Here is a 24,203-nt window from a genome sequence, read left to right as displayed (position 1 = left end):
CGTCTAAGGAGCCGGAGTATGCTATGTTTCGTTTCACGAGCATAAAAGGTTAGTGTTTAGGAGGCACAAGGTTTTGGGAAAAAATACTACCCAACGGGTGGAGATTTTTTCCCAAACTTGCATGACCTTTTGCCTCCGTTAAGAACACGGTCATACCTTTGCTCTTGAAACGAAACGATAAAAGCATACTCGCTTCTTCAATAAAAAAAATCGTGGAAGTAATGAAGATTGCAGTGGGAATGGTATAAAGCGTATAATAACCATTCATCCAGCTACCGGATTTTACTGGCAAAGACAATCGAAGCCAAATAATACTACTGAAAGACAACATCAAAGGCTCATTCCATCAGCTATTTAAGTTTACCAATACGGAATATTCCGACACGGGAACAACTTAAATAAAGTGGAATGGAAAGAGAGCAGGAAAAAGGTTTAACTCCCGAAAGAGTTATGCAAATCTTAGAGAAGAAAGGAACTCATGTAGATATAGAGGAAGCAAAAATCATTTTGGAATTTGTTAAGAAGATTGCTCACATAGCAGTCAACCAATATCTTAGGGGATGCATTTAAAAAACGGTTGTAATGAGGAAAGCAGATTTGTATATACGGGTATCAACCGATGAACAGGCAGACAAAGGGTATTCGCAGCGTGACCAGGAAGAACGTTTGAGAAAGTATTGCGAAATAAAGGGTATTTCTATAAGAGATATTTATATAGAAGACCATTCTGCCAAGTCTTTCAAACGCCCCGAATGGCAGAAATATTTATCCAATCTACGCAAATCAAAGAACAACAAATCAGGGGCGTTATTACTTTTTACTAAGTGGGACAGGTTCAGCAGGAACGCAGGGGATGCCTATCAGATGATTAACCAGTTGCGAACATTCGGAGTTGAACCGGGAGCAATCGAACAGCCTTTAGACCTGACCATCCCTGAAAACAAAATCATGCTGGCGTTCTATCTTGCTGCGCCGGAAGTTGAAAATGACCGGAGGGCATTAAATGTCTTTCACGGAATGCGCCGGGCAAAGAAAGAGGGCAGGTATATGGGTACTGCTCCATTGGGATATACCAATAAAATATCAGAGGATAAAAAGAAATACATCGCTCCACATGAATTTGAAGCCCCTATTTTGAAATGGGCATTTGAGCAGATTATCGCCAATAATTTCAATACGGAACAGATATGGAAAATGGTGCGGGAAAAGACCGATGGTAAAGGTCGGTTTAGTAAAAACAATTTTTGGGTAGCTTTACGGAACCCGTTGTATTGCGGCAAGATTTTCATTCCTCCGTACAAAGAAGAACAGGGTTATTTTGTGATAGGACAGCATCAGCCGCTAATCAGCGAAAAGATGTTTTGGGATGTTCAGGATATTCTCGATGGAAGAAAAAGAGTGGTTAAGCCCAAAATAGTAGCAATGGACAATCTGCCCCTTAGAGGGTTTTTGAAATGTCCTAATTGTGAGCGCATGTTAACAGGAAGTGCCTCAAAAGGCAAAATGGGGATATACTATAATTACTACCATTGCACTTCTTCGTGTGGTACAAGGTTCAAAGCAGAAACAGCGAATGAGGCGTTTATAAAGCAATTACGGTATCTATCTCCAAAAGAGGGTATGGTAGATATTTTCATCGAAGCCTTTATAAGAGATTTCAATAATAAAACTAAAGCCCAAAATAGTGAAAGAGCCAGCATAATAGGTGAGATTGATACCCTGAACAAACGCTATCAAAATGCACTATTAAAAAATGCGGACGGTGAAATGGCAGACGATGATTTTCAGGAAGTAAAAAAAATGACTAAAGGCAGGATTGAAAAATTGGAGCAGCGACTAAACGACTTAGCAATAGTTGGGACTGAAATTAAAGACCTGGTAGCATCAGCTTTAAAAAAGGTTGCAAACATTGACAGACGCTATGAGAATGGGGACATTGAAGAAAAAAGGACTATATTGAGTTCGATGTTCCCCGATTTTTTGGAATTTGACGGTACACGACATCGAACTCAAAGATTAAATTCTGCGATAACTCTTATGTATCAGAATACCAGCAAATTACAGGACAAAAAAAATGGGACAAGCCTTTCTTTTTTAGACTTGTCCCAAGAAGTGATCCCGCTGGGACTCGAACCCAGGGCCCATACATTAAAAGTGTATTGCTCTACCAACTGAGCTACGGAATCATCCCTTGTTCCCGTTTTGGGAGTGCAAAAATAAGTGAATCAATTTATTGTTCCAAAAAAAAATCAGGTTTTTGCAAAAATATTTTTCAAAAAAACCTGAAGATTGTACGGATTAACAGGACGGATACGGAAGCTAATAAGAACAATAGCATTGTCAACCTGAAATCCGGCCTGCCGGGCAGTGGTGGAAAATTGAATGGCGGGCGAAGTAAAACTGTCTTTACCGCTGTTCCTGCAACTGTTGTAAAGAATGGTCATTAAACGATCAATGATCCGGTACAACAACGTAATTCCTTTATTTCTGTTATCTTTAATTCATTATCAGCGTATACAATCCGTTCATGAATTCTACCGCCCGGCAAAATTCCGACAACTACCGTTATGAGGCATTGTTTAACCAGGCTTCCATGGGGATCATTGTGGTAAACAGTGCTGCAGCCATACAATCGGCCAATCCCTTTGCACTCCGGTTATTTGGATATACATTGGAAGAAGTACTGGGCCGGTCGATTGAAATGCTGATCCCCGGCCGTTATCATCACCGGCATGTCAGGCACCGGGAAGCCTATATTCATCATCCCAAAAACCGGCCGATGGGAGTAGGTATGGATCTGTTCGCTGTAAAAAAGGACGGCAGCGAGTTTCCGGTAGAAGTGAGCCTCAGTAACTACCAGGATCAGGAAGAGCAATATGTAATCGCATTTATCAGTGATATCTCCGTCCGTAAAAAAGCAGAAGCGGCGGTGGAAGAATTGAACAATAAGCTGGAGTCTACCGTGGAACAGCGCACCCGGGAACTTACCATTGCCATGCAGGAACTGGAGCATTCAAAAGATGAGCTGGCGAAATCGCTGGAAAAGGAAAAAGAACTGGGCGAACTGAAATCACGTTTTGTGTCGATCGCCTCGCATGAGTTCCGCACCCCGCTCAGTACCGTACTGTCTTCTACGTATCTTATTGAAAAATATACAGCGGCCGAAGACCAGCCCAGGCGCGAAAAGCATTTACAGCGTATTGTTTCCTCGGTGCAGCTGCTGACCGATATCCTGAATGACTTTTTAAGTGTGGGGAAAATCGAAGAAGGGAAGATACAGGTACGGTTTTCGCATTTTGATTTGCAGGAACTGATCGCCGGAGTAGCCCGTGAAATGGAAAATAATCTGAAAAAAGAGCAACAGCTGATCTACCGGCATACCGGGGAAACGGAAGTATACCTGGATGCCTCGCTGCTGAAGCATATTGTGATGAATCTTATTTCCAATGCCAGTAAATTCTCTCCGGAAGGCGGCCGTATCGAAGTGACTACTTCCTGTCACGAAGGAAATGTAACACTTTCGGTCAAAGACCATGGCATTGGTATTTCCCGGGAAGATCAAAAACATCTCATGGAGCGTTTTTTCCGGGCGGCCAATGCCGGCAATATTCAAGGCACAGGACTGGGATTACATATTATATCGAAGTATACCGAACTGATGAATGGTTCCATACAATGTATCAGTGAGCTGGAACAGGGTACCGAATTTATTATTACATTTAACCATATCATAAATAAAGAGCGCCAGGCAGTTTAGCATGAAAACGATCTTACTGATTGAAGATAATGATGACATCCGGTCGAACACGGCCGAAATACTGGAATTGTCGAACTACAAGGTGGTCACCGCAGCTGACGGAAAAGAGGGCGTGGAAAAGGCCATTGCAACGGTTCCTGATCTGATCATCTGTGATATTATGATACCGGTGCTGGATGGCTATGGTGTACTGCATGCCGTGCACCGGAATGCCGGTTTAAAAAATATCCCGTTTATTTTTCTTACAGCAAAAACAGAACGCAGCGATTTTCGCAAAGGGATGGAATTGGGGGCGGATGATTATATTACAAAACCCTTCAGCGGAACAGAATTGCTGAACGCAGTGGACGGACGGCTGAAAAAAATGGAATTCCTGAAAAAAGAATTTGCGTCCGGATTGGAAGGGCTGCAGCAGCTGCTGGAAGTGACGGATAGCAAAACAGCGCTCGCGTCGCTGACAGCGGACCGGAACATCAACCGGTACAAAAAGAAGCAACGTATCTATTCCGAGGGCAATCATCCCGCCCGGCTTTATTATGTGCTCAGCGGCAAAGTGAAATCGTACCGCACGAATGACGACGGAAAGGAGCTGACCACCGAGCTCTACAGTGCCGGCGATTTCCTGGGATATATTGCGCTTCTTGAAGGAACGGTGTATAAAGACACCGCGGAAGCACTGGAAGATGCGGAGCTGGCCGTGATTCCCCGGGAAGATTTTACGGAACTGATCTCCAGTAACCGGTTGGTGGCACAGCAGTTTATCCGGCTGCTTGCCGGGAATATTTCCGCAAGGGAGGAACAATTGCTCGGACTGGCCTATAACTCCCTCCGAAAAAAGGTGGCGGATGCCCTGCTTTTGCTTGAAAAGAAATACCGGCAGGAGGGCGCCGCCCCATTTGCTATTTCCATCAGCAGGGAAGGACTGGCTGCTATTGCCGGTACAGCCACAGAATCGCTGATCCGGACATTGAGCGATTTCAGAAGTGAAAAACTTATTGATATCCGGGAAGGAAATATCGTCATCCTTAACCGGGAAAAACTGGAAAACCTGTTGAATTGAAAAAATGGAAATGAGTATGGTTGGATTATCTATATATTTATTTTAAGTAAATAATATGAAATATTATTTTATGTAAATCCTATAAATATATTAAAACGAAATAAATAAAAAATTTATACAAAATTATTATTAATATAATGCATAATTTTATTTTTTATATAACTACCCGACTTTTTTTATTGTTTCATAATAGTTCCGCCAATTAAATGGCTGTTCCGGGTCATTCAGAGGCAACGTCTGGTACCTGTTTTTATGTGATTATAAAGGGGAAAACCTTGTGCCGGCAATCTCAACAGATTATCTTATTTTGCAGGTTTCCTGTTGAAAGGAGTGGTTTTGTAGAGGTATGACAAGCGAGCAAATTGCATTTTTAATCAATTCTTCACCGGCGCTGCAAATGTTACGGTTGCGTAATGCAGGCTGGGTATTACCATTTTTATATACCGTTTTTAAAGAGAGCCGCCGGATGGTGATCCGGGAGGATCAGCTGGTGCCATTGCTGGCGGAGACCCTGGGAGCACATGCGGACGGCACAGAGGACTGGGAAGAAGCGCGGATCGATTTTGGAGAAGATGAAGAGAGCCGGAGCCGTAAGTACCTGCTCAACTGGGTGCAAAAGCGGATCCTTCAGGACTTTCCCGATACGGAAGGAAATACGAATTACCAGCTAAGCGCGCATACCGAAAAAGTATTTCAATGGATGCAGAACCTGCAGCTGGGACAGCACCACGTGGGAACCGAAAGCCGTTTTAAAATGCTGTTTTCTTCCCTGCGCGATATGGTGGAAAACACTGAGGATGACCGGGAGCGCAAACTTCAAATATTAAAAGACCGCAAGGCAGAAATCGACAAGGAGATCAGGGCCCTGGAAATGGGCGTGGCGCCACAGCGGTACAACAATGCGCAGGTACAGGAGCGGATGGACCTGTTCATCAAACTCTGTTATGAACTGATCGGCGATTTCAGGGAGGTAGAGGATAATTTTAAACAGATCCACCGCAGTATTGTGGAGCAACACACACGTGCCGAACAGAATAAAGGAGCGATCGTAGGTTTTGCTTTTGAGTCGTACGATGCATTGCGCGGCAGCAACCAGGGAAAAAGCTTTTATGCTTTCTGGGATTTCCTGATCTCCCGCAGCGGACAGGAGGAATGGCGGCAGCTTACCGAACAATTGCTGCTGCTGCTCGAAGACCGCCAGCTGGAGGCAGATACGGATTTCCTGCAAAATATCAAATCGTTCCTGCTGGAGCAGGGCCGGTCGGTTTATGATGCCAATGATAAAATGGCGGAAAAGCTCAGCCGCATCATTACCGAAAAGGAAATTGCCCGTCACCGGCGGTTGCGCCAGCAGATCGGCGGCATTAAGGAACTGATCTTTGACCTGATGGAGGAAGAGCAGGTAACCGCAGGCCTGGTGCTCGACGATCCGTCAGATATAAAAATGGTAATGGACCGCGCGCTGACACTGGAGGCAAAGAAAACGGCCGGCGCTTTGAAACAGCCCGCGCCTGCTGTGGAAAAGATTGCAGACATCGACCGGTTTAACCGGCTGCTGAACACCAGCTTTATCGACAAAAAGCAACTCTGGAAAAAAGTAGAGCAGGTGCTGGAACAGAAGCAAACGGCTACATTAAAAGAGATCATTGAAGCCACGGAACTGAAGCATGGCCTGGCGGAGGTGATCAGTTATTATAGTTTTTTAAAGGAAAAATCAAAAAAGGTACAGGTAGTGGGCAATGCGGTAGAGCTGATTCCGCTGAACAGCAATGCCGATAAATTTGTGGAAGTACCTTATTTGTTATTTAGTAAATAGAAGGAACCGGATGGCTGAAAAAATACACACGTTTACCCCCGTTTTTATCAAACTGCTGAAAGGCCCCGTGGAGTACCTGGAAAAGAGTACCTGGCAAAAACTACTGCAATATAAAGCAGAGTTGATTGTCTTTCTGCAGCGGCTTGGATTAACGCTCGTGCTGGATGAGCAGGATGGCTATGCCTATATAAAGCATGCTATTTCCGAAGAAGATGCTGCCAGCGTAAGTTGGGTACAGCGCCGGGCACTGGCCTATGATGAAAGCGTGATGCTGGTGTTGCTGCGCGATATGATGGCAGAATTTGAAGTGGGAGAGGCCACCCAGCGGGAATTGATCAAAAAGCGGAGAGAGATAAAAGAATATGCCGAATTGTTCTTTAAAGAAAATGCCAGCAGGGTAAAAATGCTGAAGGACATCGACCGGCTCATTGAGCGCGCCGTGGAGAACGGATTCCTGGAACGTTCCGGAACACATGAGGCGCCGGATGAACAAAAGTTCCGGATCAAGAAATTGATCAAGGCCCGGGTAGACAGTGAAGTTTTAGAAGATTTTAAACAGCAATTGACAGCACATGCAGCTAAACGTATTCAGCACGGATAATGAAAAGAGCGGCTTCCGTTTACAATATATGGAGGTTTTTAACTGGGGAACGTTTGATGAACAGATCCATACTATCGTTCCCGGCGGCGAGACCAGCCTGCTTACCGGATCGAACGGAAGCGGGAAGACCACCTTTGTAGATGCCCTGTTAACATTGATCGTACCGGAAAAAAAATACCGGTTCTATAACCAGAGCAGCGGCAGTGAAAAAAAAGGCGACCGTACGGAGGAAACCTATGTATTGGGCGGCTATGGTACCATCAACAGCGAAAGCGGGGTTACAAAGGCCCTGTACCTCCGGGAGAACCGGGAAGAAGCGTACAGTATCCTGCTGGCGAATTTCACCAATGAGGCATTGCAGGAAGTGACCTTGTTCCAGGTGCGGTATTTTAATAATGGGGATATGAAACGGATGTTTGGCATCGCTCATAAAAGTCTGCATATAGAAGAAGATTTCAAACCATTTGATCTGGGCAATGCCTGGAAACGAAGACTGGATCAGCAATACAACAAAGGAAGCCGGAAGCAGGTGGAGTGGTTTGATGCCGCCAGCAAATATGCCCATCGCCTGGTGGATGTGCTGGGTATGCAGAGCATCCAGGCACTGACCCTGTTTAACCAGACAGTGGGTATCAAAGTGCTGGGAAACCTGGATGATTTTATCCGCACGCACATGCTGGAGCCGCGCGATATGGAATCGCTGTTCCAGGAACTGAAAAAACACCTGGCTACCTTACTGGATGCCCAGCGGAATATTGAAAAAGCAGAAGAGCAGATCCGCCTGCTGCAACCCATACAGGAGCATTATACGGGATTTAAAAGCTTGCAGGCGCGGCAGCAGGAAGTACAGAAAGCGCTGCAAACCGCAGCGGCCTGGAAGGGGTATACCCAGGATCAATTGTTACAACAGGCGCTGGAAACCGCCCGCGATGCTATTAACGCGCTCGAAGAAAAAACGGCAGCAGCCAAAACAGGCATTGACGCCCTGCATGAAGAGGAACGCATTACCCGGAACCAGATCGATCAGAACCAGGCAGGGCAACGCCTGAAACAACTGGAACAGGACCTGCAGGCATTACAAACCAGAAGGAGGGAGGCCGAAGACAACCTGGCCTTATTTACAGAATGGTGTGCCACATTGCACCTGGAAGATAAAATTGCCTCGGATGAAGAAGCATATAAACGGATGCTGAAGGAAGCCGGTCATTCGGCACAACGGCTCGAAAAAGAAAACCGGCTGAATGAATCGGATGACTTCGATGCAAAGAATCAGCATAAAAGAGCCGGAGAAGCAAAGAATAAACTGGAAGAGGAACTGAATATCCTGCTTCACAACAAAAGTAATATCCCTTCCTATCTGGTACAGGTACGCAGACAGCTGTGCGCTGCGCTGAAGCTGGATACCGCAGCACTGCCCTTTGCGGGTGAGCTGATGCAGGTGGGCCCGGAGGAACAGCGCTGGCAACCGGCAATTGAAAAATTATTATATGGATTTTCACTTCGCTTACTGGTGCCGGATCAGCATTATAAAAAGGTTACCCGCTATCTGAACCAGACCAATACCGGCACACGACTGGTCTATTACCGTGTACTGGATACCCTGCAGATGATCGCGGAGGAGGATACGGTATATCATAAGCTCGACTTCCATCCGGAGCATCCGCTTTCCGGTTGGGTGCAGCAGGAGGTGATCCGGCAGTTTTCCTATACCTGTCTGGAAGATGAAAAAACAATGGAACGTTATGACAAAGCCATTACCATAAACGGATTGATCAAGAACCGCGACCGGCATGAAAAGGACGACCGGCCGGGCAGTAACGATGCCGGGCGGTATGTAATGGGCTGGAACAATGAAAGCAAGAAAGAGGCACTGATCCGCGAACGGAATAAATTAACCGATGAACTTTCCAATGCTGCTGAAATCATTGAGCGGTGCCGCAACCGCGCCGTCCGGCTGCAAAAACAATTTTACGCATTGAACCGTTTGCAGGAGCATAGCGGTTTTGCAGTACTGGATGTAGCGGGTATCCAGCGCGGCATCCATAAAACAGAAGAGCAGCTGAAGGCCCTGGGTAAAAGCAATAACCAATTACAGGAGCTGACGACCCAGCTGGAAGCAATCACCCGGCAGCGCCGCGACGTGCAGCAGCAATGGGAGCTGGCGGCACAGGAGAAAACAACCCTGCAAAACAGGGCAGCTGCAATGGAACAGCAACGGGAACAACTGCAACTATTATTGCAGCATATTACCGAAACGGATAAAGAGGCGCTGCTCCAGTTTCAGCAGGCACATGCCCTGGTACTGGCAGAAGTGACCCTGGAGAATATCGAAACCGTATATACCCGGTTTAAAACAGAACTGGAGAATGAAACGCAGGAGGTCCAGCGCTTATTACATAAAGAAGAAACCTGTTTAAACCGCAGCATCAGCCAGATCAAAAATCCGTCGCCTGCATTATTACAGCGTTTCCCCGATTGGCATGGCGATGTGCAGTTCCTGCCGGAAGAGGCAGCACATGCGGAAGAGTTTAAAGAATGGCTGGATAAACTCACGAGTGAGAACCTTCCCAGGTACCGCCGTGATTTTGAAAATTTTGTGAACGATACCATTACCTATAAGATCGGTGGCCTGAATGAAGAGATGGAAAAATGGGAACGGGAGATCAACAATAGTGTCAACAAGCTGAACCAGTCGCTGGGCGGGATCAATTTTAACAAGTTGCCGGATACCTATATCCAGCTGGGAAAAAGAAAGGTACAGGATGCTACGGTAAATGCTTTTCGTAATGCTTTACTGGACGCATTACCGCAGGCCGCCAACTGGCAGCAAAGCAGCTTTGAAGACAAAGCCCAGCATTTTCGGCAGAAGGTTCAGCCGCTGATCGACAGTCTGGATGAAAGCGAAACTTACCGGGCAAGGGTAATGGATGTACGTAACTGGTTTGAGTTCTGGGCGGATGAGAAATACCGGAATACCGGCGAGCTCAAGAAGACCTATCGCCAGATGGGACAATTGTCCGGCGGGGAAAAAGCGCAGCTTACCTACACCATTCTTTGTAGTGCCATCGCCTACCAGTTTGGTATTACACGTGAAGGAAAAAACAGCCGCAGCCTGCGTTTTATAGCAGTGGATGAAAGCTTCAGCAACCAGGATGAGGATAAAGCAACCTACCTGATGGAGCTATGTAAACAATTGCATTTGCAGTTGCTGGTCGTGACCCCCAGTGATAAGATCCAGATCGTGCAGGATTATATAGCCCATGTGCACCTGGCGCAACGCGTGAACAACCGGCACAGCATCATGTATAATATGACCATCAAAGAGCTGCAGAAGCAGATGAAGAAGGCTTCCTGATCTCGTTCCGGGTTCAACGTTCAGGGTTTGATGCTTACCGGGAAACAGGCGATACCGTTTGATACCTGCTGACCATTGATGACTAAAAGCCAATAGCGGAATGCTATTCAACTTTTTTGCAGGCTCCGTATATTTTTTAACTGATTTATTCAATAACCAGATGCAGTTACCCGGACTGAGCCACGGCACCGGCAAAGTGATCAACATTACAATTCCTCCGCTGCAAAATCCGCGCAATAGTTTTTAATAAGTTGCCTTACTGCGCGGAACTGCTGCTTAATTTCTTCTTCTGTGCCGGCCGCCCTGGCGGGATCCGGAAAATTAGAATGGAATCTTTTTGCTGATGTGGGAAAAAGGGGACAGCGCTCTTTTGCGTGATCGCAAACCGTTATGACAAAATCAAAATCGACATCCTGGTATTCATTGATATTGTTGGATGTGTGTTGCGAAATATCGATGCCATCCTCGCGCATCGTTTCAATGGCTCGTGGATTTACCCCGTGCGTTTCCACACCGGCGCTGTAAACCTCAGCCCGGCCCTCTGCGTAGTGTTTCAGATAACCTTCTGCTATCTGGCTGCGGCAACTGTTTCCCGTGCACAGAACTAAAATTTTCTTTTTCATTGAGGTGATAATTTTCTGAAACTGCAGAACACAAAACGTTGCAGGGTATGGAAGGGAGTGTGGTGATCTGTTGTAATGCAGGTGATCTTTCTGAAAAATGATTTTAACCGGTTGGTCATGGAGCGGGCAGAATAACGCTTTACTTCAATGCCGCTGCATTTCCGGGGGCCATCTGTTGCAAAGGTTCCGATTACCAGGATGCCATTCGGGGCAATACCTTTTTGCGCGGCATTGAGATAGCCGGAAATATCCTCTTCCTTTGTGAGAAAATGAAACGCGGCCCTGTCGTGCCAGAAATCATAGCGGGAGGCGGGCTGAAAATGCGCTGCGTCAGCAACAATCCATTGAATCATTTCCGCTTTCTGACCCAGTCGTTTCTTTGTACGTTCAATTGCCGCCGCAGAAATGTCGAGAACAGTAATATCCCGGTAACCCAGCTCCAGCAGATGGTCTGCAAAGAAGCTGTCGCCCCCGCCAATATCTATAATACGTGCGGTAACCGGAATATTGAACCGCCTGATAAAATCCAGCGAAGCAACAGGAGTGGCCTCATACCAGCTGACTTCATCAGACTGCTTTGTGTTGTAAATCGATTCCCAATGTTCCTTACGGTTGAAGTTGTGCATACGGATGGTTTTTCTTTTAAATGTTTCCCTCTGGTCTTTAACAACAGCCGCCACCTGGTTGGCATCCGGTTGTTGTCACCGGCAATTCGGATAAGCTGCTTTCTGCTTTTTGAGGAACGATGCCGCAGGCGTCTTTTGCCAGGCAGGCCGTTGTCTTCGCCGTCAGGATAAAATGGTGCCCGTTAAAGTCCAGTCCGTACCGGCCGATGGTATCGCCCTGGTATTCTACTTCAATTTCCCCGTCCTGTATCCCCAGTTTTTCTTCCGAAAGCTGAATGATGCGGAGCAGTTTTGCCGGTTTCAGCCGGTGTTCGTAGTCATTGGCATTCCAGAGCTGAAAATTGATCGCGGATTCCCTGCGGAGGGTGCCGCCGCAATCAATAAAATCTTTAGTGACCATTCCTACCTCCGTTACGTGAAAATGATCCGGAACAAAGGCGCCGCCTTCCAATTGAAAGGCAACATGGTTCAGACCGGGCAACAGGCTTTTTAATTCAGATAATTTCATAATGGATTCTTTATTATTGGTATAACGCAATATTACGATGCATTTAAATAAAAAAATATTCAGCAGCAGTTTCCGGGTGCTACCTCGTCTGTAAAAAAATCGGCGAAATTTTTTTTCAGCTTTTCCCATATTTTTTCGTCGATGCAGTAGCAAACACTGGTTCCTTCAATGGTTCCTTTAATAATCCCGGCATTCTTTAATTCTTTCAGGTGCTGGGATATGGTGGCCTGTGCCAGGCCCAATTCTTCCACCAGATCATTGCAGATGCAGGTGTTCTGCTTTATAAGGTGCTGCAGGATCGCGATCCGCGCGGGATGGGCGAACGCTTTAAAAGCTGCTGCCAGCTGATTTTGTTTAAGTGTAAATATTTCGGATCTCGTTAGGCCCATTGCTTTATCAATATATTGCAATATTACGATTAATTGTGAAATTACCGCTGATTTTTTTTGAAACAGTAAAATCGGTATTATCTCAGATAATTTTTATAAGCGGGCCCCCGTTCTGTGGTTCGAGCAGGCCCAGCGGCTTCAACGGGTAACCTTGCCGGAGCATCAGCTCTTCAAAAGCGGCCGTACCTTCTCCGGCAACGGCTACCAGCAATCCGCCACTTGTTTGCGGGTCTGCCAGCAATTGTAACTGCCGTTCCGGAAGAGGGCCGATCTTATCACCGTAGCTGTTCCAGTTGCGGGTAGTGCCGCCGGGCACACAACCCTGCTCCAGGTAATCAAAGACAGTGGGGATCACGGGCACCTTATCAAATTCCACTACAGCGGAAAGTCCGCTTCCGGAGCACATTTCAGCCAGGTGACCGAGAAGGCCGAAGCCGGTTACATCGGTCATGGCCTTTACCGCATCCAGTTCGCCCAGCAGGGCCCCGGCTTTGTTTAATGTAGTCATACTTTTCAGGGCAATAGCAGCATCTTCCGGTTGCAGCAATCCCCGTTTTTGTGCAGTGGATAAAATTCCGACGCCCAATGCCTTGGTAAGATAAAGGCGACAACCGGCAGTGGCGGTTGCATTTTGTTTTAAATGGGGAAGTGCTACCATTCCATTCACTGCCAGTCCGAATACGGGTTCGGGGCAATCAATGCTGTGCCCGCCTGCCAGCGAAATGCCGGCTTCGGTACAAATGGCGCGGGCTCCTTCCAGCACCTGTGCCGCTATTTCCGGCGGCAGCAGGTTAATAGGCCACCCGAGTATGGCTATTGCCAGTACGGGTTTGCCTCCCATGGCATATACATCACTGATCGCATTGGCAGCAGCAATGCGTCCGAAATCGAACGCATCATCCACAATGGGCATAAAGAAGTCTGTAGTGGATATAAGTGCATGACCATTCCCCAGGTCCAGCACAGCGGCGTCATCACGTTTGTCATTGCCCACCAGCAGCCGCGGATCCCGTGGTGCGGCCGGAGCCGTGGTATGGAGTATTTTATCCAGCAGGACCGGACTGATCTTGCAGCCGCAACCGGCTCCGTGAGAATACTGTGTTAATTTATATGTGGTGCTCATGTTGAAAAAAGTAAAAAGTGAAACATCTAAAGTGGAGAGTAGAAGGCGGTTCCTGTTTTTTGCAGGGAGTCGTTTCAGAAAGTTCCGGCCTCTTTTACGGTGGTGAACAGTGCCAATCGCTGAAAGTCGGTTTCGGGATCGGCTCCCGAGATTTCCAGTGTTCTTATTTTATCTGGCGGGCGCAGGGCAAGTCCTTTGCGGTAGGCTTTATCATAGTACACGAGTACTATACGGATAAAATCGGTCATGCGTGCTTCGCGTATGGCAGCCACTGCCTGCCTGGTTTGAAGCGGCCCCAACCGCTTGCGGATGCGTTCCGTACCTTCTACCAGAAAATCCGGGTCAAGACTGCCATAGTCCCGGAGTAAGGTGTTTACCCGTTGTTCCAACGGCACCTGCAGGTCGATGAGCGGTGCATGGCGCATCTGGTGCCAGAGGGGTGCGGGAATACTGCGTTTTCCGATCTTCTGGCACTCATCCTCCAGCCACAGGGGCGCATCAGCGCTCATATCCTTGAGTTGCCAGGCAAGCTGATTCTCAAATTGTTCCTGTGTGGGTTGTATCAATTTATTCAGGGTGCCATAGGAGGAACCCTGGTGTTGCGCCAGCGCTTCCAGGTCGATGGCCTGCTGTCCTTTTCCCTGCATGTATTGCAGCAGACGGGTCTTTCCGGAACCGGTCATACCACCCATGATCCGCAGGTCGTAGGCCGACTCAAAGCGGTGGTGCGTCCAGCGGCGAAAGGCCTTGTAGCCTCCGGTAATGGTATCCGCTTTAAAGCCATACAGGCTCAACGCCCAGGCCATAGCACCGCTGCGCATACCACCCCGCCAGCAATGCACGGCAATATGTTTTTGCGGAGCGAGCCGCAGGCATTCCCGTATAAAGCCGGCCCATTTTGGTCCGGTAAGTTCAAAGCCCAGCAATATAGCCTCTTCGCGGCTTATTTGCTTATACGTGGTGCCTACCTGTACGCGTTCCTCATTACTGAACAGCGGTACATTAAAAGCGCCGGGCACATGGCCCTGTTCAAATTCCGCCGGGGTACGTACATCCACCAGCGGTAAGGTGTCCCGCTGCCGGATCCAGTCGCTTATGGTAATGCTTTGTGTCATATTACAGCGGGTAAAGGTAATATATTTTTACAACGGGCAGGGCCGGACAGCCTGCACCATGCATACCAATAGCAATTCAGGGTGACATTTCGTTTTTAATGTTTATCCATAGCAAAAATTTGCATTACCCCCTCCGGATACGAGCGAAGATCACTTTTTACAGGATGATCAATCAAGGGCTGCCTTTTCTTATCTTTATGTAGTTGGTTTTTGTTAAAATAATATATGCAATACAACGATCGTATGAATTCTTCCCGCAGACAATTTGTAAAAAAAGCGGCCGTGCTGGCCGCTGTACCCGTAATTATGGATTATAAAACAACCGCCCCTCAGCAACAGATCATTCACCATGTGTTCTTTTGGCTGAAACACCCGGAATCGGAGGACGATAAAAAAGCCCTGATCGAAGGTTTGAAAACATTAAAAGCGGTACCGCAGGTACGGCAATTGCTGATCGGCACACCGGCATCTACGGTTAAGCGGGATGTGGTGGACAACAGCTTCCAGGTTTCAGAGATGATGTACTTTAACAGTACCAAAGATCAGGACGATTACCAGGAGCACCCGGTACACAAGGCCTTTGTGGAAAAATGCAGTCATCTGTGGGAACGGGTAGTAGTGTATGATATGATCGTTGATGCAGCCTTCTCCAAATAACTCCCTGCATCAGGACCGCTTTAATTTATACCCGGCGATCAGCATCCAGATCATTCCCGTAAAACGGCCGATGGGTAACAGGATGGAAACCCCGGGGAATGCGATATTGAACATGGCGAGCACTGAAATGGCCGCAATAACCAATCCGCTCCACATCAGCCACCGGGGCAGCATGCGTCCCAGTCCGCCGGTAACTGCCAGCCCGGAAATGAGTAACCCGGACAGGGCAACATAACCGGTACCTCCAGTTGCAAATGCCAGCAGCTGTACGATCCTGGTGGTGCCGGGTGCATCCGTGATAATCGGCTGGGAAAGCACCCAGGTACACAAGCCGGAAATGGTCAGCATTATAGCAGCACCATAGCCGCCAAAGCTGGCAATATTCAGGCCTCCGCGGTGAACACCCTGACTGCTGAGGTGGCCGGTAAAGAAAGCGGTAAAAATACCCAGGGGAAGCGCCGACCAGAAAAGGAACAGCGCGTGAACCTGTACTATATGGTGATACTGATGGTAGTATTCCTGTGCTTTTTGCACCGGATCATAAGGGGTGGGGTAGGACGCACCGGAAGTACCTGCGATGGTATAGATCATACCCACTGCAAATAAAATAAAGTAAACCGTTGCCAGGATGCCTGGCGATGGGCCGCGATTGGCGCTACCCGCAGGTTTTTGATCAATAGTATTCATAATCATTGTTTTTAGGGTTTATTAATATATTTTATGGGCGCAGCGCTCCGGCAGCTGCAGATGGGTTGGCCAGCGGACTGAACTGGATGGAAGCCAGTTGCCAGTTGCCGTCGAATTCCACCCAAACCTGTGTTACTCTTGTGGCCAGCGCTACTTCCTGTCCGTTATAAGTCGCTTTATTCTGCTGAATATTCCGGACAATGGCGGTCTTTTCATAAAGACGGATGTCCACTTCGCTGATATCCATCCGGAGGTACCGGAATTGATGGTGCCTGCCGATCCACTGGGTCTTATCAAGCATAAAACCTTTGGGGCCGATCGAAAAGAAGTCTGCTGCCAGTAATGTTTCCAGAACTGCTGCGTCGGCCGTTAGTTCGGCCTGGTCAAATTTTTGCTGGAGTGCAAGGATGATTTCTTTCATTGTTTTTAATTTTTATGTGATCAGGTAACTTTATATAAAGAACAAAAAGCTTGTACGGGTTTACCGGTGCCATTCCTGGTTTATAAAACGGATCAATGCGGCATTCAACTCCTGCGGACGTTCCTGCTGTATCCAGTGACCACAACCCTCCAGAATGATGACCTCCCTTAGATTGGGCAGGGCCAGCATCATAGGCTCCGTGCTGCCAAATTTTACGGCGGCCTCTTTGGCACCGCCTATAAATAATGCCGGCTGCCGGATGCCTTTTTTGTAGGCTTCTTTCAATCCGGGATAATCGGCATCTGTATTCCTGTAAAATCCCAGGGCACCGGTGATACCTGTTTTTTTATACGCCGTTACGTAATACTCCAGATCGGGGCGGCTCAGCCATGCGGGCAGCGTGGTGGCAAGAGGCAGACTGGTCAGCAGCCGGTCATCGGGCGTGGTTTTTGTATACAGTTTTTCGACGGTGCCCTCGGGAGCATCTCCGGAAAGCCCGTAAAAGAACCGGTTGAAAAAACCTTCCGGATCACTTTCAAACTCGGCTTCCACAATCCCTTTCCGTTCAAAATTGGTAAACACGCTCGACCATTTCTGGCGGATCACGGCAGGGTCTCTCGGTTCCGGATAAAAAGGAATGCTGAGGGCAGCAACGGCGCGCACGGTTTCGGGGTAAAGCTGCGCCATCAGCCACATCAGGTTGGCGCCCCAATCGTGCCCCACCAGTACTACCTGTCCGCCACCAATCTGATCAATGAGTGCCTTTACATCACGGGCATGCTGAAACAGGCTGTAATCGCGGGTCCGGGGGGTTACTTCAGATCCTCCAAAACCTCTCAGGTCCGGGGCTACCGCATGGTAACCGGCCTGCGCCAGGGCAGTGAGCTGATATCGCCAGGAATACCATAATTCCGGGAAGCCGTGCAGCAACACCACCAGCGGACCTTTGCCGGCTTCTGCATAATGATAGCGGATGCCGTTGACCGTTGTGTACTGATGCGTGACCGGCATGGAATCAATTGTTGTTTTCATTGTTTTATAGTTTAATGGATGTATCGGAATGGATATAGTAGCGCGCGCCGTTGGATGCTGTCCGGCAATCAATGCGGCGAGTAATAGCAGGTTGTAATAATTTGTTTCCATAATCGAATATTTTAAAGTGCTGTTATCCTTGTTTTGCAATACAATATTACCCCCCCGGAAAAGAGCCCGGCGTGCAGAAGCGACGTGTCCGGCCGATGTGTAGACACGAAGCGGAATTGTGGAGATGAAAAACAAGGGAACGGACTATTGCCGGGGCCTTTTTCCCGCTGATTGGACGCGGATTATTCTTGCTGATTGTCGCTGGGAATGGTGTGGCTGATACTTCAGCCTATATCTGCGGTGCTCCGGAACCGGCTAAAGATTGTTTCAGCAAAAAGAAGGTTATTTTCTCCCGGGGATTTCGGTAATTACAACTGTTTTTGCCAGGAGGTCGTGTAATGCCCTTCTTTTTGAATGAGACAGTAATGTAAGTATATCAGCTATCATGTACAATGCCGGTGCCAAAAGCAGGAGAAGGCTGATAAAGGTTGTATAAGCTAAATCGGTGTCTGGCTCTGCATAGGTTACTATAGAATCAATGCATGAAAAGAGTACCACGGTAATACATAGAATCTCCCGTATCAATATTTGTCTTAGCGATACTTTTTTTGCTGTTTCATTCTTTACAATTTTCAGATTCATCACCCATTTACCCAGGGTCTGTCCATATCTATATTGCAGGAAAATATAATAAAATAATGAGAAAATATAAAAGATGATATCGGCAATATCAGCGGCAGATTCACTTGCCGGAAAAATAATAAATTTATTAATCAGTGCAAGTAAACCAAATGGAACGAAGTTGATAATAAAAGCAAGTAGCCGGCTGCGGAAAGTACTGTAAGTCAGTTCTGTCATTTATAGTGCAAATTAGTTTTTAGATTTCAGCATTAAAAATAAGAAATTTGTTGCATTAAAAAAGACATTGATCTCTCTTCGCTGATGACTTATACGATCAATCGAAATCTACACTGTGTCCGAGCGAATGATAGGACCGCCCGGGCAGGCCAGCAGCTTCTCCTGCATGTTCCGTTCTTTGGTCTTCGGCAGGGAAAGGACATCGGTGCCACCGGCTGCCGCGGATGGTTGGTTGAGCAATGTCTTCCCTCCGCCGTCTTTAGTGTAGTTAATATTCAAAATTAAAACCGGGGAACATCAGATTATTTTATAGCTTTAAGGATAATGATCACATTTGCGGAAAAAGTAATTCAGTTCAACAGCCGGCTGCGGTATCCCGGGCAGCTGCCGGGTGGATTTCAGGTGATGAACCCCTATCTGGATAACCCTGAAACAATGCAGGTAATGCGTCAATTCTATCATAAATATTACAAGGATACACACCGACGGAAATTTATCATCGGCATCAATCCGAGCCGGCATGGCGCAGGCGTGACCGGCGTCCCTTTTACGGATACAAAAAGACTGGAGAAAGTATGTGGCATTAAGATGCAATCGGCATACACCCATGAAGTATCTTCTGTATTTGTATATGATATGATCGCGGCCTGGGGCGGTGTGCGGGACTTCTATAAAAAATTTTACATCAATTCTCCTTTTCCGCTCGCCATTATCCGGCATGTAAAAGAAGGCAGCTGGCTGAATGCAAATTATTACGATGATCCGGAGTTGTTTGAGCAGGTAAAGCCCTTCATGATCGCATCCCTGAAAAAACACATCAGCCTCGGACTGGACACTTCGGAAGTATTTATCCTGGGAAAGAAAAATGCTATGTTTATTAACCGTCTGAACAGCACTGCCGGGTTATTTGACAGGGCCACGGTGCTGGAGCATCCCCGTTATATTGAGCAATACCGGTCAAGGGAAAAGCAGTTCTATATTGATAAATATATACAGGCGCTTGGAAGTACTGCAATACCAAAGTAATTAAATTGTAACAATGGTTTATGGCTTCATCCGGGCATTATGAACTATTTTAGCAAAAATTAAACGGCATGAAAAAAGTGATCCTGGACCTGGCCACCACACTCGACGGGTTTATTGAAGGTCCCAATGGAGAGATCGATTGGTGTATTATGGATGAAGAGATGGACTTTGACGGTTTTCTCTCGAACATCGATACGATCTTTTATGGCAGGGTAAGCTACGACCAATGGGGCAATTTTCAGCCGGATGCTGCTGCCGGTGCGGCGGAGCGGCAATTGTGGAAGGCCGTGCATTCAAAAAGGAAATATGTTTTTTCGCACCAGGGAAGGATGGATGAAAATGCTACATTCATTACCGAAGCGATCGCCGGCACGGTGGCACGTATTAAAAAGGAAGCAGGCGGGGACATCTGGCTGTATGGAGGTGCCCGTCTTATTCAAACCTTTATCCGGGAAGGACTGATCGATATATACCGCATCTCTGTGCACCCCATCGCCCTGGGCAGCGGCAAACCCCTGTTTGAAGATCTTAAGGAGCAGGTACAGCTGCGCCTGGTTAAAACGAATGTCTTCCGTTCGGGCGTGGTACAGCTGATTTACGAACCAACACGATAACAATTATAAAAGTGCTGCTGTATTTTTTCCCGATTCCGATAATCATTTTTCTGATATCGTAAACATTGAATTACTTGTTTGAAGTTACTTCGCGTTTTACTAAAAGTAAACTTCATGCATACAACAGATATATGTGTTATAGGCGCGGGGCCTGTTGGGTTATTTTCCGTTTTTGAGGCGGGCTTATTAAAAATGCGCTGTCATTTGATTGATGTCCTGCCCCAGGCAGGCGGACAACTTTCTGAAATTTATCCGCAGAAACCTATTTATGATATACCGGGCTATCCGGAAGTAAAGGCCCAGGAGCTCATCGATAACCTGATGAAACAGGCAGCCCCTTTTAATCCCGGTTTCACGCTTGGGGAGCGGGTGGAAAAAATAACCGGTGACACGGCAGAAGGGTTTACGGTGGTTACCAATGAGGGAACGGCTGTTTCCTGTAAAGTGATCGTTATTGCAGGAGGACTGGGCTGCTTTGAGCCCCGCAAACCGGTTATAGAGCGGCTTGCGGATTTTGAAGGGAAAGGTGTGTCCTATATCGTAAAGGATCCTGAGTTATTCAGGGATAAAGAGATCATCCTGGCCGGTGGTGGTGACTCCGCACTGGACTGGACCATCCTGCTTTCCGGTATTGCCGCCAAGGTAACACTGGTGCACCGGGGTGAAACCTTTCGTGGCGCACCGGACTCGGCGGAAAAAGTATTTCAGCTTGCCACAAACGGCCGGATCAACCTGGTGCTGAAATCCAATATCTCCAGGATCGAAGGCAACGGGCATCTGAAAGAAGTGCACATCACCGATGAAAAAAATGAAGTGAATATTATCAGCGCCGACTACCTGGTGCCACTGTTTGGTCTGAGCCCGAAACTGGGCCCCATTGCTGACTGGGGACTGCAGATCGAAAAATCAGCCATAACAGTGCAGACTACTGATTATTCCACCAATATCCCGGGCATCTACGCCATTGGTGATATCAATACCTATCCCGGGAAATTAAAGCTCATTCTCTGTGGGTTTCATGAGGCTGCAATGATGGCCCAGAGTGCTTTCCGCTATGTATACCCCGATCAGAGACTGAGCTTTAAATATACTACTGTAAATGGTATTCATTCATTTTAAGTTTACAAAACAAATACGATGCTGGTTTCAATCACCATTGAAGACCGTAACGGGCAGCGGCAACAGATCGAAGTGCCGGACGACATGAATCTGAGTCTTATGGAGGCCATGAAGGCTTATGAATACAATATCCTGGCCACCTGCGGGGGCATGGCGCTCTGCGCTACCTGTCATGTGCAGGTGTTGGAGGGAAAGGATCAGCTATCCGCTCTGAGCGATGCCGAACTGGATATGCTGGATACGCTTCCGGATGCTGCGGCCAACAGCCGCCTGGCTTGTCAGCTGCGCATCGATAAAAGTCTAGAAAATGCCGTATTCCGTATCTGCGGACAGGAACACGAATGACGCAACGATAACATATGTGCAATTTCCGGGTACTGGTGCAGCACGCCGATGGTTACGTGGTCTTTTGTCCGGACTGCAATGCCTTTCAACTGGCATTTGGCACCACGCTGCTCCGGATGCGTCCGGAATATTTCCGGGAATTTGTTCTTGCTATCGGGCGGAGCGGGGCGCTATGCCCTGAAACTGCCGGCAATGTAAAAAATATCTTCATCCCCCTGGAAGAGAACACCACATTATGCCTTACACAATCGGAACGGGATAAACTGGACCGGTTGCTCCGGGAGGCAGCTGCATTGTTTGAGACTTTTTTTATACTGGACCAGCTCTAGCCTGATGAGGAGCGGATGATCCTTTGGGCGTGTCCCGGGCAGGGGACATTGTCGTTAAGCCTTCTAACCATCTGCAATCTGTTGTTCCGCAGGGTCGGTAAAACAGTACAACTACCCCTGCCAGGGCCGGGCTGCTGCGGGGTCCGCTATCGCTTCCGTGCTGCGCTGCGCACCGGCCCGTACCGTGCCGCCCTCCGCATCCCTCACGCGAAGTCTTTTAAGCGGATACGTTCTCTGCAGACCGGGTATAGAGATTGATAAAGAGAATTTTTATTATATTTATATTATAAAACAATAAGTAACTGCTAATGAAACAACCGGAGACTGCGTATTCTTTGTCGGCACATTTAGACGACTGCCGGAAGCTCAGTGCCTGTTACATGTATTTGGCAGGAACAATATAAACAGGAAGAGCTGTAGATTTCAATCGCTATGAACTTTTTTAAACGAATTTTTGGCACAAATCAGCAACTTGTGGAATGCCCCCGGTGTTTGGGCAAAGGTCATGTTGATGAGGAGGACATCAAACGGCTCCGGCAGGAGTTAAAATGGACAACGGGGCCCTGTGCCTATTGCGAAGGGACGGGGACAATCGATCGCAAACTGATCGAAAATATTCCCGCGGATGCCGCTTTCCTGGTGATGGATCTGCCGGCAGAAGAACGAAAAAAAATGCTCAGTGGAAATCCGGACGCCATAGAGAGGGGCAGGCAGTATGCGGATCATATGGAGCATTTTATCAGTCAGATTAACTATCTGCATTTTGACGCAGGTCTTCAGGTTTTGCAAATTGCCCGTTTTTATCTGATCGGAGCGGAAGGAAGCCTGACTTACGAAACGGAGAAAAAAGACCTAGTTGAATATATTGAACGTGTGATTCAGTATAAAGAGGATAATGGCTAAACAAATTAAAGCGGTTCGTAACATGGTTGTCCGTTTCGGCTTTCGTCGCAACACTATTTCACACCTGTAAAATTTTAAAATCACCATTATGAAGCACTTATTTTTTCTGTTGATCTTCTGCTTATCGATGATCAACTCATTTCCACAGGATACGAACTGGCTGAATCCCCTGCCGGCAACCAAAGAAGAATTTATAAAAAGAGAACCCGAAGTGATTAACGTAATTGACTGGCTGGAAAATACCCCGCTGGATCAGGACGCGGACAAAAGAAAATACATGAATGCGTTATTGGTTGGCTGGCTTACAAATTCACCCACCGTTACTGTTGAGGTCGACAGTAAGGTGGCTCCAATGTCAAAAAAGAACCCCGGGTTATTACCCATTTTTTTGGGAGGCTGGATCAAATATTCTTTACAGAACGCGTACTCGAAGGATGCGGTAAAATGCAACCTGGCAGGGATCAAAAGCGTAATAAAGATATACAAGGCAGGCAATGGTATCAGGAAAGACAAAGACATTGAAAAGCTCGTAGCACTGGATAACAAGAATGAGCTGGAAACATGGATCGCCTCCCGGCTGGGGAAAAAATAACAGAACTGGTCCGGGGATACGGTTCCATAAATTACTGCCGGTAGTGGAAGGCGGTAATCTGTTAGTAAAAAGTATAGTTATGCAACAATTGCTTCAGCGGATATTTTTTTTCTCTTTAGCGCTCACATTATGTTCATGTAGATCAACGTCGGATGTTTCTGGTACTTATCAGTCCAATTTTGCTTTTGGTGGTTTCTTTGTGACCCGGGTTGTGCTAAATAAAGACTCCACGTTTGGTTACAGCTTTCAGGGAGATCTTGAGTATGATACCGCCGCGGGTTATTACCGGATCCTGAACAAGCAGGTGATATTACATCCCACGCAGGTTACTTCGGACCTGCTGCCGGAAAATACCGGTGCAGGGGAGTCAAAAGCCGATAACAGGACTGTCAAAAAAACGCATTACTTTTTAATTGGGCATCACCGGCTTTTTTCTATAAATGAGAAGGGGGTAAGGATGAAACGGCGATTGGGCTATTTCAAACGCAGAAAATTCCTGTTATTTGGTCCGCATTGGTTTAATAAACATTACTATCTAAAAAGAATAAGCAATTGAAGGAATCCGCCGGGTGAGAGCTGCGTTCTGTTCCGCTCAG

Annotated in this window: 25 protein-coding genes, 1 tRNA gene and 1 pseudogene; 16 read left to right on the top strand and 11 right to left on the bottom strand. The window is 47.2% G+C overall.

The features are described from left to right. Window positions 1-408 precede the first annotated feature (408 nt). The gene (locus tag K7B07_RS24135) at window positions 409-570 is read left to right on the top strand and encodes a hypothetical protein (RefSeq protein WP_223713111.1); all 162 of its coding nucleotides are present in this window, start codon (window positions 409-411) and stop codon (window positions 568-570) included. A 12-nt stretch (window positions 571-582) separates the two neighbouring features. After that, window positions 583-1,380 (top strand): annotated as a pseudogene (locus K7B07_RS27930) (recombinase family protein); the annotation flags it as partial. A 733-nt stretch (window positions 1,381-2,113) separates the two neighbouring features. Here K7B07_RS27930 and K7B07_RS24125 read toward each other — a convergent pair. Next, window positions 2,114-2,186: transfer RNA gene (locus K7B07_RS24125), tRNA-Lys, on the bottom strand. A 341-nt stretch (window positions 2,187-2,527) separates the two neighbouring features. Here K7B07_RS24125 and K7B07_RS24120 point away from each other — a divergent pair. From K7B07_RS24120 to K7B07_RS24100, 5 genes are all read left to right on the top strand, one after another. Next, window positions 2,528-3,757, top strand: coding sequence for a PAS domain-containing sensor histidine kinase (locus K7B07_RS24120; RefSeq protein WP_223713110.1), 1,230 nt, complete (start codon window positions 2,528-2,530; stop codon window positions 3,755-3,757). A gap of 1 nt (window position 3,758) precedes the next feature. After that, window positions 3,759-4,817, top strand: a complete 1,059-nt coding sequence (locus tag K7B07_RS24115) for a response regulator (RefSeq protein ID WP_223713109.1) — start codon at window positions 3,759-3,761, stop codon at window positions 4,815-4,817. A gap of 346 nt (window positions 4,818-5,163) precedes the next feature. Beyond that, window positions 5,164-6,633 (top strand): DUF3375 domain-containing protein, encoded by a 1,470-nt coding sequence (locus tag K7B07_RS24110; RefSeq protein WP_223713108.1) that lies wholly within the window; start codon window positions 5,164-5,166, stop codon window positions 6,631-6,633. Between the two features lie 10 nt (window positions 6,634-6,643). Further along, window positions 6,644-7,234, top strand: a complete 591-nt coding sequence (locus K7B07_RS24105) for a DUF4194 domain-containing protein (protein WP_223713107.1) — start codon at window positions 6,644-6,646, stop codon at window positions 7,232-7,234. Further along, complete coding sequence (locus K7B07_RS24100) at window positions 7,206-10,589, top strand: ATP-binding protein (RefSeq protein ID WP_223713106.1); 3,384 nt, start codon at window positions 7,206-7,208, stop codon at window positions 10,587-10,589. The genes K7B07_RS24105 and K7B07_RS24100 overlap by 29 nt, the downstream gene beginning before the upstream one ends. 206 nt (window positions 10,590-10,795) lie before the next feature. On the opposite strand, the gene K7B07_RS24095 is transcribed toward K7B07_RS24100, so the two are convergent. The 6 genes from K7B07_RS24095 to mnmH form a co-directional block, all read right to left on the bottom strand. Beyond that, window positions 10,796-11,212 carry an arsenate reductase ArsC gene (locus tag K7B07_RS24095; RefSeq protein WP_223713105.1) on the bottom strand — a complete coding sequence of 139 codons (417 nt, stop codon included), beginning with the start codon at window positions 11,210-11,212 and terminating at the stop codon, window positions 10,796-10,798. After that, on the bottom strand, window positions 11,209-11,838 hold the full coding sequence (locus tag K7B07_RS24090; protein WP_223713104.1) for a class I SAM-dependent methyltransferase: 630 nt from the start codon (window positions 11,836-11,838) through the stop codon (window positions 11,209-11,211). The genes K7B07_RS24095 and K7B07_RS24090 overlap by 4 nt, the downstream gene beginning before the upstream one ends. A 37-nt stretch (window positions 11,839-11,875) precedes the next feature. Continuing rightward, complete coding sequence (locus tag K7B07_RS24085) at window positions 11,876-12,346, bottom strand: DUF6428 family protein (protein ID WP_223713103.1); 471 nt, start codon at window positions 12,344-12,346, stop codon at window positions 11,876-11,878. 59 nt (window positions 12,347-12,405) lie between these two features. Next, window positions 12,406-12,735 carry an ArsR/SmtB family transcription factor gene (locus K7B07_RS24080; RefSeq protein ID WP_223713102.1) on the bottom strand — a complete coding sequence of 110 codons (330 nt, stop codon included), beginning with the start codon at window positions 12,733-12,735 and terminating at the stop codon, window positions 12,406-12,408. An 82-nt stretch (window positions 12,736-12,817) separates the two neighbouring features. Then, window positions 12,818-13,858 (bottom strand): selenide, water dikinase SelD, encoded by a 1,041-nt coding sequence (gene selD, locus K7B07_RS24075; RefSeq protein WP_223713101.1) that lies wholly within the window; start codon window positions 13,856-13,858, stop codon window positions 12,818-12,820. A gap of 74 nt (window positions 13,859-13,932) precedes the next feature. Next, on the bottom strand, window positions 13,933-14,973 hold the full coding sequence (gene mnmH, locus K7B07_RS24070) for a tRNA 2-selenouridine(34) synthase MnmH (RefSeq protein WP_223713100.1): 1,041 nt from the start codon (window positions 14,971-14,973) through the stop codon (window positions 13,933-13,935). 225 nt (window positions 14,974-15,198) lie between these two features. Here mnmH and K7B07_RS24065 point away from each other — a divergent pair, with 225 nt between their 5' ends. Continuing rightward, window positions 15,199-15,630 carry a Dabb family protein gene (locus K7B07_RS24065; protein ID WP_223713099.1) on the top strand — a complete coding sequence of 144 codons (432 nt, stop codon included), beginning with the start codon at window positions 15,199-15,201 and terminating at the stop codon, window positions 15,628-15,630. A gap of 9 nt (window positions 15,631-15,639) precedes the next feature. Here the strand turns inward: K7B07_RS24065 and K7B07_RS24060 are convergent, their stop codons facing one another. From K7B07_RS24060 to K7B07_RS24045, 4 genes are all read right to left on the bottom strand, one after another. Then, a complete protein-coding gene (locus tag K7B07_RS24060; protein ID WP_223713098.1) occupies window positions 15,640-16,317 on the bottom strand; it encodes a hypothetical protein in 678 nt (225 codons plus the stop codon). Between the two features lie 31 nt (window positions 16,318-16,348). Further along, entirely contained in the window at window positions 16,349-16,738 is a 390-nt protein-coding gene (locus tag K7B07_RS24055; RefSeq protein ID WP_223713097.1) for a nuclear transport factor 2 family protein, read from the bottom strand. A gap of 60 nt (window positions 16,739-16,798) precedes the next feature. Beyond that, the gene (locus K7B07_RS24050; RefSeq protein WP_223713096.1) at window positions 16,799-17,881 is read right to left on the bottom strand and encodes an alpha/beta fold hydrolase; all 1,083 of its coding nucleotides are present in this window, start codon (window positions 17,879-17,881) and stop codon (window positions 16,799-16,801) included. A gap of 282 nt (window positions 17,882-18,163) precedes the next feature. Beyond that, window positions 18,164-18,679, bottom strand: a complete 516-nt coding sequence (locus K7B07_RS24045) for an RDD family protein (RefSeq protein WP_223713095.1) — start codon at window positions 18,677-18,679, stop codon at window positions 18,164-18,166. A 324-nt stretch (window positions 18,680-19,003) separates the two neighbouring features. On the opposite strand from K7B07_RS24045, the gene K7B07_RS24040 reads away from it, so the two are divergent. The 8 genes from K7B07_RS24040 (at window position 19,004) to K7B07_RS24005 (ending at window position 24,163) form a co-directional block, all read left to right on the top strand. After that, entirely contained in the window at window positions 19,004-19,705 is a 702-nt protein-coding gene (locus K7B07_RS24040) for an SMUG2 DNA glycosylase family protein (protein ID WP_223713094.1), read from the top strand. Between the two features lie 68 nt (window positions 19,706-19,773). Continuing rightward, window positions 19,774-20,319: a dihydrofolate reductase family protein gene (locus K7B07_RS24035; protein ID WP_223713093.1), complete on the top strand. Its 546-nt coding sequence runs from the start codon at window positions 19,774-19,776 to the stop codon at window positions 20,317-20,319. A 114-nt stretch (window positions 20,320-20,433) separates the two neighbouring features. Continuing rightward, window positions 20,434-21,438, top strand: a complete 1,005-nt coding sequence (locus K7B07_RS24030; protein WP_223713092.1) for an NAD(P)/FAD-dependent oxidoreductase — start codon at window positions 20,434-20,436, stop codon at window positions 21,436-21,438. 18 nt (window positions 21,439-21,456) lie between these two features. Further along, complete coding sequence (locus K7B07_RS24025; protein WP_223713091.1) at window positions 21,457-21,783, top strand: 2Fe-2S iron-sulfur cluster-binding protein; 327 nt, start codon at window positions 21,457-21,459, stop codon at window positions 21,781-21,783. A gap of 14 nt (window positions 21,784-21,797) precedes the next feature. Beyond that, a complete protein-coding gene (locus tag K7B07_RS24020; RefSeq protein ID WP_223713090.1) occupies window positions 21,798-22,112 on the top strand; it encodes a DUF6686 family protein in 315 nt (104 codons plus the stop codon). A gap of 492 nt (window positions 22,113-22,604) precedes the next feature. Next, window positions 22,605-23,015: a hypothetical protein gene (locus tag K7B07_RS24015; RefSeq protein WP_223713089.1), complete on the top strand. Its 411-nt coding sequence runs from the start codon at window positions 22,605-22,607 to the stop codon at window positions 23,013-23,015. 88 nt (window positions 23,016-23,103) lie between these two features. Continuing rightward, a complete protein-coding gene (locus K7B07_RS24010; RefSeq protein ID WP_223713088.1) occupies window positions 23,104-23,607 on the top strand; it encodes a hypothetical protein in 504 nt (167 codons plus the stop codon). 211 nt (window positions 23,608-23,818) lie between these two features. Next, the gene (locus tag K7B07_RS24005; RefSeq protein WP_223713087.1) at window positions 23,819-24,163 is read left to right on the top strand and encodes a hypothetical protein; all 345 of its coding nucleotides are present in this window, start codon (window positions 23,819-23,821) and stop codon (window positions 24,161-24,163) included. Window positions 24,164-24,203 lie beyond the last annotated feature (40 nt).

Source organism: Niabella beijingensis, assembly GCF_020034665.1.
Classification (GTDB): domain Bacteria; phylum Bacteroidota; class Bacteroidia; order Chitinophagales; family Chitinophagaceae; genus Niabella; species Niabella beijingensis.
Note: the sequence above shows the minus strand (reverse complement) of the source record. Positions and strands in the feature narration are given on the sequence as shown.

What these genes read in the sequence shown, in the direction of transcription:
- K7B07_RS24135 (WP_223713111.1), top strand. Translation starts at nt 409, where the DNA reads ATGGAAAGAGAGCAGGAAAAAGGTTTAACTCCCGAAAGAGTTATGCAA.
- K7B07_RS24120 (WP_223713110.1), top strand. Translation starts at nt 2,528, where the DNA reads ATGAATTCTACCGCCCGGCAAAATTCCGACAACTACCGTTATGAGGCA.
- K7B07_RS24115 (WP_223713109.1), top strand. Translation starts at nt 3,759, where the DNA reads ATGAAAACGATCTTACTGATTGAAGATAATGATGACATCCGGTCGAAC.
- K7B07_RS24110 (WP_223713108.1), top strand. Translation starts at nt 5,164, where the DNA reads ATGACAAGCGAGCAAATTGCATTTTTAATCAATTCTTCACCGGCGCTG.
- K7B07_RS24105 (WP_223713107.1), top strand. Translation starts at nt 6,644, where the DNA reads ATGGCTGAAAAAATACACACGTTTACCCCCGTTTTTATCAAACTGCTG.
- K7B07_RS24100 (WP_223713106.1), top strand. Translation starts at nt 7,206, where the DNA reads ATGCAGCTAAACGTATTCAGCACGGATAATGAAAAGAGCGGCTTCCGT.
- K7B07_RS24095 (WP_223713105.1), bottom strand. Translation starts at nt 11,212, where the DNA reads ATGAAAAAGAAAATTTTAGTTCTGTGCACGGGAAACAGTTGCCGCAGC.
- K7B07_RS24090 (WP_223713104.1), bottom strand. Translation starts at nt 11,838, where the DNA reads ATGCACAACTTCAACCGTAAGGAACATTGGGAATCGATTTACAACACA.
- K7B07_RS24085 (WP_223713103.1), bottom strand. Translation starts at nt 12,346, where the DNA reads ATGAAATTATCTGAATTAAAAAGCCTGTTGCCCGGTCTGAACCATGTT.
- K7B07_RS24080 (WP_223713102.1), bottom strand. Translation starts at nt 12,735, where the DNA reads ATGGGCCTAACGAGATCCGAAATATTTACACTTAAACAAAATCAGCTG.
- selD (WP_223713101.1), bottom strand. Translation starts at nt 13,858, where the DNA reads ATGAGCACCACATATAAATTAACACAGTATTCTCACGGAGCCGGTTGC.
- mnmH (WP_223713100.1), bottom strand. Translation starts at nt 14,973, where the DNA reads ATGACACAAAGCATTACCATAAGCGACTGGATCCGGCAGCGGGACACC.
- K7B07_RS24065 (WP_223713099.1), top strand. Translation starts at nt 15,199, where the DNA reads ATGCAATACAACGATCGTATGAATTCTTCCCGCAGACAATTTGTAAAA.
- K7B07_RS24060 (WP_223713098.1), bottom strand. Translation starts at nt 16,317, where the DNA reads ATGAATACTATTGATCAAAAACCTGCGGGTAGCGCCAATCGCGGCCCA.
- K7B07_RS24055 (WP_223713097.1), bottom strand. Translation starts at nt 16,738, where the DNA reads ATGAAAGAAATCATCCTTGCACTCCAGCAAAAATTTGACCAGGCCGAA.
- K7B07_RS24050 (WP_223713096.1), bottom strand. Translation starts at nt 17,881, where the DNA reads ATGGAAACAAATTATTACAACCTGCTATTACTCGCCGCATTGATTGCC.
- K7B07_RS24045 (WP_223713095.1), bottom strand. Translation starts at nt 18,679, where the DNA reads ATGACAGAACTGACTTACAGTACTTTCCGCAGCCGGCTACTTGCTTTT.
- K7B07_RS24040 (WP_223713094.1), top strand. Translation starts at nt 19,004, where the DNA reads ATGATCACATTTGCGGAAAAAGTAATTCAGTTCAACAGCCGGCTGCGG.
- K7B07_RS24035 (WP_223713093.1), top strand. Translation starts at nt 19,774, where the DNA reads ATGAAAAAAGTGATCCTGGACCTGGCCACCACACTCGACGGGTTTATT.
- K7B07_RS24030 (WP_223713092.1), top strand. Translation starts at nt 20,434, where the DNA reads ATGCATACAACAGATATATGTGTTATAGGCGCGGGGCCTGTTGGGTTA.
- K7B07_RS24025 (WP_223713091.1), top strand. Translation starts at nt 21,457, where the DNA reads ATGCTGGTTTCAATCACCATTGAAGACCGTAACGGGCAGCGGCAACAG.
- K7B07_RS24020 (WP_223713090.1), top strand. Translation starts at nt 21,798, where the DNA reads ATGTGCAATTTCCGGGTACTGGTGCAGCACGCCGATGGTTACGTGGTC.
- K7B07_RS24010 (WP_223713088.1), top strand. Translation starts at nt 23,104, where the DNA reads ATGAAGCACTTATTTTTTCTGTTGATCTTCTGCTTATCGATGATCAAC.